The organism is Actinomadura oligospora ATCC 43269 (assembly GCF_000518265.1).
Classification (GTDB): domain Bacteria; phylum Actinomycetota; class Actinomycetes; order Streptosporangiales; family Streptosporangiaceae; genus Spirillospora; species Spirillospora oligospora.
On record NZ_JADG01000011.1, the window covers coordinates 80,393 to 91,919 of the forward strand.

Here is an 11,527-nt window from a genome sequence, read left to right on the forward strand (position 1 = left end):
GGACGCGCCGGAGCGGGTCAGTCCGGGAGGGGCGGGCCGACGTAGACGGCACGGGGACGGAGCGGGGAGCGGCCTCCGTACTCCTCCAGGGCGTGGGCGAGCCAGCCCGCGACGCGGGCGACGGCGAAGACCGCCTCGCCCGCGCCCGGAACGAGCCCGGCGACGCCGCCCAGCAGGGCCAGCGCGAAGTCGATGTTGGGCTCGGGCAGCCGCCGCCGCTTCGCCTCGGCGAGGACGGCGTCCGCGACGGCGACGCGCGGGTGGCCGGGCGCCGCGTCCCGGACGAGGCCCAGCAGGACGGTCGCGCGCCCGTCGCCGGACTTGTAGACCGGGTGCCCGAATCCGGGGATCCGCTCCCCCGCGCGCAGCCGGTCGCCGATCACCCGCGGGGCCCGTCCGGGCTCCCCGACCTCGGCGAACAGGCGTTCCGCCGCGTAGGACGCGCCGCCGTGCAGGGGCCCGCTCACCACTCCGAGGCCCGCCGTGACCACGGCGTAGGGATCGGCCCGCACGGACGCCGCGACCCGCGCGGCCAGCGTCGACGCCGCCAGTTCGTGATCGGCGAGCAGCACCATCGCCGCCTCGAACGCCCGCAGCAGGCCGGGGGACGGCTCGTCCGGGCACAGCGCCCGCCACAGCCGTCCGGCGATCGTCCCCCGTCCCCCGTCGTCGGCCGGGCCGGTGACGGGAGGGAGGGCGTCGACCAGGCCCGCGATCAGGGAGCGGGCCGTGACGAGCACGCCTTCGGGGTCGATGTGGACGCGCAGGGGGTCGGTGACGGCGAGGGCCGTGGTGATCACCTGGAGGCGGTCGAGCGGGAGGATCCCGGACGGCAGGCCGGACTGTGCCGCCCGCGCCGCGCGAAGCCCCTCCTCCGGGGCCCGCCACCCCTGGGACGCGGCTTCGAGGGACACGGTGTCGAGGGACGCGGGGTCGCCCGTCCAGAGCCATTCGGCGACGGCCTCGAAGGGGTGGCCGGTGGCGAGGGCGAGGGCGTCGCGGCCCCGGTAGTAGGGACGGTCCGGGCCGAGGGCCGTGACGGACGACTCGATGGCCAGTTCGGACGGGGCGGGCCCGCGCCGCGGCCTGCCCTTGCGGGCGAGCTCCTCGACCTGGGCCGCGTCGAAGAGCGAGCGGCGGCCCGCCTCGTCCCGGCGGCGGCGCAGGACGCCCCGGCTCACGTAGGCGTACAACGTGGCGGGTTTCACACCGAGGCGTTCGGCGGCGGCAGCCGCGTCGATCCACTCTCCCACCTGGCCGTCCTCTCGATCGATGTTGATTATGATCAATATTGATACATATGGATTCCGCTGTCAATCTGAGGGCATGCCTCAGATTCACTTCCTGGACGTCACCAACCGGGACGGCGTCCAGACCGCACGCACCGGGCTCTCGAAGTTCGGCAAGACGATGGTCAACCTCCACCTGGGCCGCCTCGGCGTGGCGCAGTCGGAGATCGGGTTCCCGTTCCTGTTCCACGAGGTCCCCTACGTCCGGGCGCAGCTGGCGCTCGCGGAGGCGGGGGCGTTCGGCGACCTGCGGCTGTCCGGCTGGTGCCGGGGCGTCGCGGCCGACGTCGAGAAGGCCCTCGAGGTGCGGTCGCCGTCCGGCCGGGGCCTGCGGCACATGAACCTGTCGATCTCGACGTCCGACTACATGATCGCGAACAAGTTCCGGGGAAAGCTGGACCGGGCGTCGATCATCAGGGAGGCGCAGGCGGCGGTGCGGGCGGCCAAGGCGGGCGGCGTCGAGACCGTCGGCGTCAACGCCGAGGACGGCTCGCGCACCGACGACGGCTTCCTGCACGAGTTCGCGCTCGCCGCCAAGGAGGCGGGCGCGGACCGCGTCCGGTACTGCGACACGATCGGCGGCGACAGCCCCGGACGGATCCGCGAGCGGTTCGCCAAGCTCGCCGCCGTCATCGAGATGCCGGTCGAGACGCACTGCCACAACGACCTCGGCATGGCCGTCGCGAACTCGGTGTCCGGCGCGCTCGGCGACCTGGAGGCCGGGCAGGACGCGTGGGTCAACACCTGCGTGAACGGCATCGGCGAACGCGCCGGGAACGCCGACCTGCTGTCCACGATCCTGGCGTTCGAGCACGCCTTCGGGGTGGACGCCGAGATCGGCGACGCGCTCGACCTGTCCTGGGCGCGCCGCTTCGCGCTCTGGGCGGGCTACGCGTTCGGCCAGCCCCTGCCCTACAACCAGGTCGGCGCGGGGATCAACGCGTTCGCGCACGAGTCCGGCATCCACGCCGACGGCGCGCTGAAGGACCACGGGAACTACGAGCTGTTCGACGAGAGCACCCTCGGCCCGTTCCCGGACGACCTGCACGCGCGACGCGGACGCGTCGTCCTCACCGGCGAGTACGGCGGACGCGCCGGATTCCGCCACGTGATGGACGAACTGGGCGTCGAGCCGTCCGACCCGGAACTGTCGTTCCAGCTCGTCCAGTTGTGCAACGCGATGACGGGACGCCCGCTCACCGACGACGAGCTGTGCCTCGTCGCCGACCACCCGGCCGAGCTGGCGCTTCTCTTCCCCGGCCAGCTCTGATCCGTCCGCCCTCGCGTCGCCGCGGCGCGGGGGCGGCCGGACGGCGGCGGGACGCGCGGCCGGGTTGTCACTGGGGGCTTCTATATTCCGGCGCATGACCAGCGCACAGGCGTTCCAGTACGTCCAGCCGTCCGCCCTCACCGGCGCGGGGCTCGGGCTGTCGACCTCCGGCGGGACCACCGCGTCGGGCGGCCGGACGGACCATCCGCACTTCTTCAGCGGGCTGCTGACCCGGGCGGCTCCGGCCGCGGCCGGGCTGCTCGGGCTCGCCGACGTCGCGCGGAGCCGCTACCACCGGCCGCAGCCCACCGGCCTGCGCGACCCGGTCGTCACCTGCAACGGCGACCGGCTCCGGCTGGAGTCGTTCTCGGCGTGCGGCGGCGTCTACGCCCGGCTCGACGTCCTCCAGGACGCGCTGGACGGCGAGGTCGTCGACCTCGGCACCACCAACGTGGACGTCAACGGCCCGCTGCGCGAGGCCCTGGCCCGGGTGGGCGGCGACGACCCGCTGCACCTGGCGGTCGGGACGGGCGAGCTGGTCGTCACCACGCTGGACGGCGCGACCGTCGAGAAGAAGGTGCCGCTGCCCGACCGCTGGCTGCGCGGGTTCGCCGAGGTCCAGGTGATCGCGTCCGGGTTCGACCTGCGGGCCGAGCTGCCCGCCGCCGAGGCCGTCCGGTTCGTGCGCGGCCTGCCGAACGACACCGGGCGTGGCCGCGGCGCGGGCACACTGTGGGCGACCCCGGCGGGCCGGACGCTGCGGCTGACACCGCGCCCGGGGCCGGGCGCGGTGTGCCTGGCCGGGACGCACCGGCTCGCGACGCTGCTGCCGCTGCTGCGTTTCGCCCGCGCGCTGCGCGTGTACGGTCCGCCGGTCGCCGCCGGGGCTTCGCCTGTGGCGTCCGCGTGGGAGCTGGAGCTGCCCGGCATGCGGTACGTGCTCACGCTCTCGCCCGAGACGTCCCGTGGTTTCTCCGGCGAGGGCGCCGTCCTGGACGACCTTGCCGCCGACGAGACCGCCGCCGACGCCGATCTCGTCGGCGCGCTGCTGGCGTTCGAGCCGCGCCTGGACGCCGACCTGCTCGCCGCCGGCGCGGGCCTGACTCCCGCGCGCACGCACGCGGCGCTCACCCAGCTCGGGACGTCCGGCCGTGTCGGCTACGACCTGGCCGAGGCGGCGCACTTCCACCGCGAGCTGCCGTACGACCCGAAGCGCGTGGCCGCGATGAACCCGCGCCTGCGCGCCGCCCACGCCCTGGTGGAGGCGGGCGCGGTCCGCTTCGAGGCGCCGGAGCTGGCGCGGGTCACGACCGAGGAGGTGCGGCTCGTCCGCCTCGACGGCGACCGCGTCTCCTGCACCTGCCCCTGGTGGCTGGACCATCGCGGTGGCCGGGGGCCGTGCAAGCACGTCCTCGCCGTCCGCATCGCCCGCAACCCCGCCGAGGCCGACGCGCCGTCCGTGTCTTCTGAGGAGCGAGTGTGAACGCGCAGGTGCGGGAGGCGATCCGCCAGGGCGATTCCGAGGACGTCCTGAGCCTCATCGCGGAGCTCGGCACCGCTGAGCGGAGAACCGTCGCGAAGGAGTTGCCGGGGCTGTTGCGCGAGGTGCGCGACCAGTCCCAGTACGGGCTGATCGACGGGCCGGTCGCGGACGCGCTGCTGCTGGCCGGGCTCGCCACGATCGGCGGCGCGTCGGCCGCGGCGAACTGGATGGCGCGCACGGACCTGCTCTGGTGGACGCGCCGCTGGGCCGCCGACGGGCGCAGCACCCGGCAGGCTCCGCTGGTGGACGCCGTGGCCGACCGTCCGGACGAGTGGGTCGCCGACGTCGTGGAGCGGGCGGCCGGGCGGCTGCGCACCCGCTGGCAGCACGAGGGCCTGTGGAGGGCCATCGCGGCGCTCGTGCCGCGCGCGGGCGGGGTCCCTCCGACCAACGACACGTTCGTGCTCGGCTGGACGCAATGGGCCGCCCACCCGAAGAAGCTCGCCGACGACCCGTTCACCGACACGCTGCTCCCCCGGGTGTTCGAGGTGGACGGCGCGGGTCACGAGGGCTGGGCGAAGGGTGTCGCCGAACTCACGGCGTCCGGCCGCGTCCGGCGCGAGGACGTGCTGGACCGGTGCGTCCGGCGCCTGCTGCGCGGCGGGCGGATCCAGGATCTCCGCTGGTTCTGCGCGCTGCACGACGAGCTGGCCCCGACGCCCGAGGAGTCGGCGGCGCGGCTGCGCGACTTCGTCCGGATGCTGCCCGCCGCGCCCGGCCCGATCGCCGACCTGGCGCTGCGGGAGATCCGGCGCGTGGACGAGGCGTCCCCGATCCCGCTCGCCACGTTCGCCGAAGCCGCGGACGCCGCCGCGTTCCGTCCCGAGAAGCGGCTGGTCAAGTCCGCGCTGGTGTGGATGGGCAAGACGGCCCGCCCCCACGGACGCCAGGACGCCGCCGTCCTCGCCGTCCTGCCGCTGTTCGCCTCGGAGGCGCTCGACCTGCGCGAACGCGCGGTGAAGCTCGTCGCGAAGCACGCGGCCGGGGCGTCCGCGCCGACGCGCGAGGCCGCCGTCGCCGCGAGCGCGGACCTTCCCGCCGACCTCCGCGCCCTGATCCCCGGCGCCGCCCTCCCAGAGGAGAAGGAAGCTCCGGGCCGACCGGTCGACTCGCTCCCGCCCTATACGCCGCCCGCCCCGGCACCGCCGATCGGCTCGCCCGGCGAGCTCGCCGAGGAGCTGATGGTCTGGCAGGGCACCGGATGGGGCGACCTGGAACGCGTCATGACGGGGATCGTCGAGCAGGGGCACCGTGATCCGGAGGCCACGCGCACGGCCTTGGCCCAGGTGGCGAACACCCATCCGTGGCTCCTCAATCGTGTCCACGACCAGTCCGGTGAGGAGGTTCCGCTGTACCTGGTCGGGCTCGCCTTCGGGAGCCTGACCCCGCCCCCGGAGACCACCGGTGTGCGGGCCCTCGCCAAGGTGATGCGCTCCCGGCTCAGGCAGATGTCGCGAGCGACGCCGGATCCCTGGGAGCGCCACGACACGCGGCATCCGCTGCCCTACCGCTTCCTGATCCGGCGGATGCTGGAGGCGCTCGACAGCCCGGGCTGGAAGCCGTTCCTGCTGGCCACCCCGACCGAGGCGAACGGCCTGATCGATCCGGACGTCCTGGTCGACCGCGCTCTGCGGTACGAGGCGGACGGCCTGGAGATCGGCCCCGCCGACCTCGGCCAGGCGCTGCTCCGCACCCCGCGCACGGTCGGCTCCGACGCCCTGAGGCGGGCGGGCGGCCTGACGTCCGGGCCGGGCCGGTCGCTGGCGGAGTACCTCGGTTCGGACGCCCCGCCCCTCTCCGAGGTCAGCGTCGCGCCGGTCACCGTCCGGCGCAGATACACGTTCCGCCCACTCGAGATCACGAGCACCCGTCTTCTGGCGGCGTCCTCTCCCCTGGCGACGGCCGCGCCGCTCGAGATCGTGCGGCCCTTGTACGCGCTGCCGAGGGGCGAGTACTGGAACAGCCTCCCCACGCTCGGATACTGGTCCGGCTACGACGTGGTGCCCCGGATGCTGCCGTCGCACCGCGAACTCGCCGCCGCGCACCTGCTCCCCGCCGTGTCCGGCGTGCCGGAGGTCGGCGACCCCTCGTGGGAGCGTCCGGAGATCGGCGACGCGGTCCTCGCGCTCGCCGAGGCGGACGGTCCCGCCGGTCCGGCGACCGGCGCCGTGCTCGCGTACGCGGCGTCCGACAAGCAGGCGGCGGGACGCTCCCTCGCGCTGGAGGCGCTGCTCGTCCTCGCGTCGCGGAACCTGCTTCCCGCCGCCGACCTGGGCGCGGCGATCGCGACGCTCGTGGAGCTGGACGGCGTGAAGCTCAACCGGATCACCGACGTCCTCGGCGAGGCCGTCCACGCGGGCGCGTACGCGGAGGTCTGGGACATCGCGCGCGCGGCGCTGCCGCCGTTGCTGGCCAGGGTCGCGACGGAGAAGGCGACGAACGCGCCGAAGGGCCTGGCCGACCTGCTGCAGCTCGCCGCGCGCTGCGCCGAGACCGTGGGCGTCCGCGCGGCGACCATGGGCGCCCGCGCCGAGGTCCCCGGCCTCGCGGACGTCGCGGCGCGCGGCGGGTCGAGCCGGCTCGTCCGGGAGGCCGTCCGCCTCCAGCGGACCCTGAACCCGGAACGGTGAAATGTCGGGGGATCCGCGTACGGTGGTCGCGGCGGATCCCCCAGCCCCGGAGAGTGGAGAGCATGACCGAGACAGTGGCGTTCGGTTCGGCCGAGACGGCGCTCGGCCGACTGCTGGTCGCCGCGACCGAGACCGGCGTCGCCATGGTGACCTGGCGCGACGCGCCCGGCACGCGTGCCCGCGCGCAGAGCCGTCTCGGCCTGCCCGTGGTGGACGACCCGGCCCGGCTGGCCGAGCCGCTGCTCCAGCTGAAGGCGTTCTTCGGCGGCGACCCGCACGCGTTCACCGTCCCGATCGACTGGCGGCTCACCAACCCGCTGCAGCGCCAGGTGCTCGGAACGCTGTTCCACCGCGTCCCGTGGGGCGAGACGATCACCTACGGCGGGCTCGGCGACCGGTCTGAGGCGGGCGTGAACGCGCAGGCCATCGGCCAGGTCATGGGCTCCAATCCGATCCCGCTCATCGTGCCCTGCCACCGCGTCGTGGCGTCCAACGGGATCGGCGGGTACAGCGGCGGCAGCGGCATCGAGGTCAAGCGCTGGCTCCTCACCATGGAGGGCGCGCTCCCCGCGACGCTCGACTGGTCCCTCGAAGAGGGCCCCACTCCCGTCTAGTCACCGAACGGACGGCCGTCCACCGCCCGACTCCGCCGCGCGCCTGAGCCGGGCGGCGGCGGTCAGTAGGCGACGCCGGTCAGCTTCTCGGAGACCTCCCAGAGCCGACGCGCTGTCTCGAGGCTGTTGGCCTGCGGCGGCGTGATGACCTTCGCCGGGCTGCCGCGGTACTGGAAGAAGCGCGGGCCGTAGCAGGCGCCCGGCGTCACGTCCGGCATGACGGCCGCGTAGAGCGACGGCAGCGCACCCATCGCGGCGGACTGCCCGATGACGACGTTCCCGACGGCGGCGAGGCGTTCCATCAGCGGACGGCCCGCCATGCGCGGCCCCGCGGCCTGGAGGTTGGTGGACGCGTAGCCCGGGTGCGCGGCGACGCTCGTGACGTCCGGGACGCGCCGCGCGAGTTCCCTGGTGAACATCAGGTTCGCGAGCTTGGACTGGCCGTAGGCGAGCCACGGGTTGTAGGAGCGTTCGCCCTGGAGGTCGTCGAAGCGGATCCGGCCCGTCCAGGCGATCGCGCTGGTCACGGTGACGACGCGGGGCGCGGCGGCGGCGCGGAGCGCGGGCAGCAGGAGGCCGGTCAGCGCGAAGTGGCCGAGGTGGTTCGTGCCGAACTGCATCTCGAAGCCGTCGGCGGTGGTGCGCTTCGGCAGGGCCATGACGCCCGCGTTGTTGACGAGGAGGTCGAGCGGCTCGTCGGCCTGCCGCCGGGCGAACGCGCGCACCGAGGCGAGGTCGGCCAGGTCGAGCGGGACGAGCTCGAGCTCGGCGTCCGGGACGGCGGCGCGGATCCGGTCGAACGCGGCCTGGCCGCGCTCGACGCTGCGGCAGGCGAGCGTCACGGCCGCGCCGTGCCGGGCGAGCTGCAGCGCCGTGTGGTAGCCGAGCCCGCTGTTCGCGCCGGTCACCACCGCCCTACGGCCTCGCAGACCCGGGATGTCCGCCGCGGTCCAGCCGCCCATGGTGCACCTCCACGCCGTGTCCGACGACTCCTCAAGCTAGACGCGACGTCGAATACCGGCAAGGTGACACGCACCACGGGCGCCGGACGTTGGACTCGAAAGGGACAGGTCAGGGGGCCGGACGGGGGTCAGGCGCCGGGAAGGTTCTTCTCGATTGCGGAGACGACCTCGCCGGCCTCGGGTTCGGTCTGCGGGGCGAAGCGGGCGGCGACCGCGCCGTCCGGGGCGATCAGGAACTTCTCGAAGTTCCAGCGGATGTCGCCGGTGTGCCCCTCGCCGTCGGGTGTGCCGACCAGCCGCTCGTAGAGGGGGTGCCGGTGCTCGCCGTTGACCTCGATCTTCTCGGTCATCGGGAAGGTGACCCCGTAGGTGGTCGAGCAGAACCGCTCGATCTCCTCCGCGGTGCCCGGCTCCTGGCCCATGAACTGGTTGCACGGGACGCCGAGGACGGTGAAGCCGCGCTCGGCGTACCGCTCCTGGAGCCGCTCCAGGCCCGCGTACTGAGGGGTGAGGCCGCACTTGGAGGCGACGTTGACGACAAGGACGGCCTTGCCCCGGTACTGCCCGAGGTCCGCGGAGCCGCCCCGCAGACCGTCGATTTCCACGTCGTAGACAGTCATGGGGACGATCCTAGGACGATCTCCCGCGACACGTCCGCACCGGTGCGCGCCGGAACGCCCGTGCGAGGGAGCACTGTGTCCACCCGTCCCGGACGCGCGCCACGACAGGACGGGGGGCCGCGCGTCAGGTCCCGAGCGCGTTCACGAACGAGGAGAGTTGGCTGCCCGCCCGTCCGAGCTGGGAGAACGCGTTGTTGACCACATGGGCCGCAGCGGTCGGTGAGCTGAGGAGGTAGAAGATGACAAAGGCGATGGCCACGTAGCGGAAGTTCTTCTTTAGCACTTGCGCCGTCCCTGGAGTAGCGCAGCGACACACTGACCCGATCTCACTGTGTCCGTCTGCGGCTGGCCGCTTAGCGGGATTTTACTGTGACGAGGCCGTCCGCGCCTGCCCACAGGTGCGCGAGATCCCTTACCCCACCGGCGAAACCGTGTCCCACCTGCGACTCGGCGACGAAACCGGATGCGGATCGGGGGACGGAGAGACGGCGTCCCGGCCGTGTCGCCACCACCGCCTCCATCAAGAAACCCACAGGACTCCCCAGAACTCCTCCGTAGCGCGCGAATCCCGCCCGACCATGAAAAGAGCCCCGCGCCCTGAGGGGCACGGGGCCAGGCGGTCGTCCCCGTCACGGGACGCCGCCGCCGGACCGGCTAAGGAATGGCGCTGACGAATTGGGAAAGCGATTCCGCCGCGCTGCCGAGACCGCCGAGAGCACTGTTCACCAGGTTGGCCGCGCCCTCCGGCCTGCTGACGACGTACCAGACCACGAACGCGATCGCGGCCAGCTTGAGATGCTTCTTGTTCACGGCCCCCACCCTCTGCAATGAAGCTACTACTCAGGGTAATGCCCCATGCCGGACGAGGGTGGATCAACGCAACGTAAAGACCACGTCAGGCCGTATGGGGCCGCGCCAGGACGGCCCGCGCATCCGGCGCGTCGCCGCGCCGGAAGGGGCCGTCCATGGGGGACGTGGACGGGAGAAAAGGCGCGGTCAGGCGCCGCCGCCGTGTTTCGCCAGGTAGTCGAGATAGACCGGGCGCAGCGCCTGGCCGAGTTCGCCCTCGCCGGAGTGCATCGCCTCCTGGAGCAGCGACAGGCTGTGCAGCATGTCGTACTCGGCGCGCTCGTCCTCGCCGAGGGACGCGGCGGCGGCCGGGATCGACCTCAGCAGGTTCCACAGGAAACGCAGATCACGGTGTTCCCGGGCGTACTTCACGGCCCGGTCGTGCAGTTCGACCGTGGACAGCGAGTCCAGGTCGACGGCGGCCTTCTCATCGGACATGCGCCGACTCTATCCGGACACCCCGCCGCGCCTCCGCGACCCCCACATCCCCGGCCGAAGCGCATGCGCTTCCCGCACGGTTTCCGGGCAGCGCTCACCGCGTTCGCGGGGGGCGCTCGGCGGCTGAAAAGCGCCGCGCGTCCCGGCCGGGGCTGGGCCTCGGGCGGGACGCGCGGCAGGAACGCGGACGGGCCACTTGGTGACGGGTTGCCTGGTGACGGGCTACTTGGTGACGACGTTCGCGGGGACGTGCTGGTCCTGCTTCAGCGCGCCGAACAGCTGACCGGCGCGGGTCTTGTCCCAGGTGATGTACGAACCGGCGGCGGGGCTGCTGCCGGTGCCGCCGATCGGGACGGTCGTGGTGACGCCGTCGCCGCCGGTCACGCCGCGCATGGCCCACATCATCCGGACCAGGTCGTACAGGTGGTCGCCGTTGTCGACGCGGAAGTTGCTCGTGGCGTTCATCGCGAGCGGGATGCTGTCGAACGGGTTGAGCATGACGCCGGGGCTGGTCGCCTTCTTCATCAGCGCGCCGAAGAACTGCCGCTGGTGCTCGACGCGCTCGAGGTCGGCGCGCGCGAACTTGCGGGTGCGGACGTAGCCGAGCGCGGTCTTGCCGTCCAGGTCCTGGCAGCCGGGCTTCAGGTCGAGGCCCGCCTTGTGGTCCTTGATGGCGTCCTTGACGCAGATGTTCACGCCGCCGATGGCGTCCACGACGCCGACGAACCCGCCGAAGCCGATCTCGGCGTAGTGGTCGACGCGCACGCCGGTCGCCTGCTCGACGGTCTGGACGAGCAGCTTCGGCCCGCCGAAGGCGAAGGCGGCGTTCAGCTTGTTCGAGCCGTGCCCGGGGATCGGCAGGTAGGAGTCGCGCGGGAGGCTGACCAGGGTCGTCCCCCCGGAGCCGTAGTGCAGCAGCATCATCGAGTCGGTGCGGCGGCCCGCGGCGTGCCCGGTGGCGAGGTTCCTCTCGTCCTGGCGGCTGAGGCCCTCGCGGCTGTCGGAGCCGACGATCAGCCAGTTGGTGCCGGGCGTGTCGGCGGGGCGTCCGGCGTAGTCGGTGAGGACGTCCTCGCGCTTGAGCCGCGAGTCCAGGTAGAAGTAGCCGCCGACGACCAGCAGCACCAGGACGAGCAGCACCCCGCCCAGCACCTTCGGCCAGCGCCGCCGGCGACGGCGTCGCGGCGCGAAGTCCTCGTCGGGGGGACCGGGTGCGTACGGATCCCGAGCGTAGGGGTCGTGCCCCCCGACCGGTGCTCCCTGATGCACGACGCTCCTCCTGTCTCGCGTCCGGCCCTGGGCCGGACTTCGG

General features: G+C 73.4%; 11 protein-coding genes. 4 read left to right on the forward strand and 7 right to left on the reverse strand.

All coding sequences use genetic code 11. From position 1 onward, the window contains the following. Positions 1 to 17: 17 nt before the first annotated feature. Positions 18 to 1,253, reverse strand: coding sequence for a citrate/2-methylcitrate synthase (locus tag P696_RS0118565; protein ID WP_026413498.1), 1,236 nt, complete (start codon positions 1,251 to 1,253; stop codon positions 18 to 20). A gap of 73 nt (positions 1,254 to 1,326) precedes the next feature. On the opposite strand from P696_RS0118565, the gene P696_RS46530 reads away from it, so the two are divergent. From P696_RS46530 to P696_RS0118585, 4 genes are all read left to right on the forward strand, one after another. Further along, positions 1,327 to 2,559 carry a LeuA family protein gene (locus P696_RS46530; protein ID WP_034485694.1) on the forward strand — a complete coding sequence of 411 codons (1,233 nt, stop codon included), beginning with the start codon at positions 1,327 to 1,329 and terminating at the stop codon, positions 2,557 to 2,559. Positions 2,560 to 2,653: 94 nt separating this feature from the next. Then, a complete protein-coding gene (locus P696_RS0118575; RefSeq protein WP_026413499.1) occupies positions 2,654 to 4,042 on the forward strand; it encodes an SWIM zinc finger family protein in 1,389 nt (462 codons plus the stop codon). After that, the gene (locus tag P696_RS0118580) at positions 4,039 to 6,732 is read left to right on the forward strand and encodes a DUF7824 domain-containing protein (RefSeq protein WP_026413500.1); all 2,694 of its coding nucleotides are present in this window, start codon (positions 4,039 to 4,041) and stop codon (positions 6,730 to 6,732) included. The genes P696_RS0118575 and P696_RS0118580 overlap by 4 nt, the downstream gene beginning before the upstream one ends. A gap of 62 nt (positions 6,733 to 6,794) precedes the next feature. Then, positions 6,795 to 7,346 (forward strand): methylated-DNA--[protein]-cysteine S-methyltransferase, encoded by a 552-nt coding sequence (locus P696_RS0118585; protein ID WP_026413501.1) that lies wholly within the window; start codon positions 6,795 to 6,797, stop codon positions 7,344 to 7,346. A gap of 62 nt (positions 7,347 to 7,408) precedes the next feature. Here P696_RS0118585 and P696_RS0118590 read toward each other — a convergent pair whose 3' ends face one another. From P696_RS0118590 to P696_RS0118615, 6 genes are all read right to left on the reverse strand, one after another. Next, positions 7,409 to 8,308, reverse strand: a complete 900-nt coding sequence (locus P696_RS0118590; RefSeq protein ID WP_026413502.1) for an oxidoreductase — start codon at positions 8,306 to 8,308, stop codon at positions 7,409 to 7,411. Positions 8,309 to 8,436: 128 nt separating this feature from the next. Continuing rightward, positions 8,437 to 8,928, reverse strand: a complete 492-nt coding sequence (locus P696_RS0118595) for a glutathione peroxidase (protein ID WP_026413503.1) — start codon at positions 8,926 to 8,928, stop codon at positions 8,437 to 8,439. A gap of 124 nt (positions 8,929 to 9,052) precedes the next feature. Further along, a complete protein-coding gene (locus P696_RS56950) occupies positions 9,053 to 9,211 on the reverse strand; it encodes a hypothetical protein (protein ID WP_170026504.1) in 159 nt (52 codons plus the stop codon). Between the two features lie 371 nt (positions 9,212 to 9,582). Then, positions 9,583 to 9,738 (reverse strand): hypothetical protein, encoded by a 156-nt coding sequence (locus P696_RS56955; RefSeq protein ID WP_170026506.1) that lies wholly within the window; start codon positions 9,736 to 9,738, stop codon positions 9,583 to 9,585. A gap of 186 nt (positions 9,739 to 9,924) precedes the next feature. After that, entirely contained in the window at positions 9,925 to 10,215 is a 291-nt protein-coding gene (locus tag P696_RS0118610) for a hypothetical protein (protein ID WP_026413504.1), read from the reverse strand. A 222-nt stretch (positions 10,216 to 10,437) separates the two neighbouring features. Then, entirely contained in the window at positions 10,438 to 11,484 is a 1,047-nt protein-coding gene (locus P696_RS0118615; RefSeq protein ID WP_084337752.1) for an LCP family protein, read from the reverse strand. Positions 11,485 to 11,527: the final 43 nt, after the last annotated feature.

What these genes read in the sequence shown, in the direction of transcription:
- P696_RS46530 (WP_034485694.1), top strand. Translation starts at nt 1,327, where the DNA reads ATGCCTCAGATTCACTTCCTGGACGTCACCAACCGGGACGGCGTCCAG.
- P696_RS0118575 (WP_026413499.1), top strand. Translation starts at nt 2,654, where the DNA reads ATGACCAGCGCACAGGCGTTCCAGTACGTCCAGCCGTCCGCCCTCACC.
- P696_RS0118585 (WP_026413501.1), top strand. Translation starts at nt 6,795, where the DNA reads ATGACCGAGACAGTGGCGTTCGGTTCGGCCGAGACGGCGCTCGGCCGA.
- P696_RS0118590 (WP_026413502.1), bottom strand. Translation starts at nt 8,308, where the DNA reads ATGGGCGGCTGGACCGCGGCGGACATCCCGGGTCTGCGAGGCCGTAGG.
- P696_RS0118595 (WP_026413503.1), bottom strand. Translation starts at nt 8,928, where the DNA reads ATGACTGTCTACGACGTGGAAATCGACGGTCTGCGGGGCGGCTCCGCG.
- P696_RS0118610 (WP_026413504.1), bottom strand. Translation starts at nt 10,215, where the DNA reads ATGTCCGATGAGAAGGCCGCCGTCGACCTGGACTCGCTGTCCACGGTC.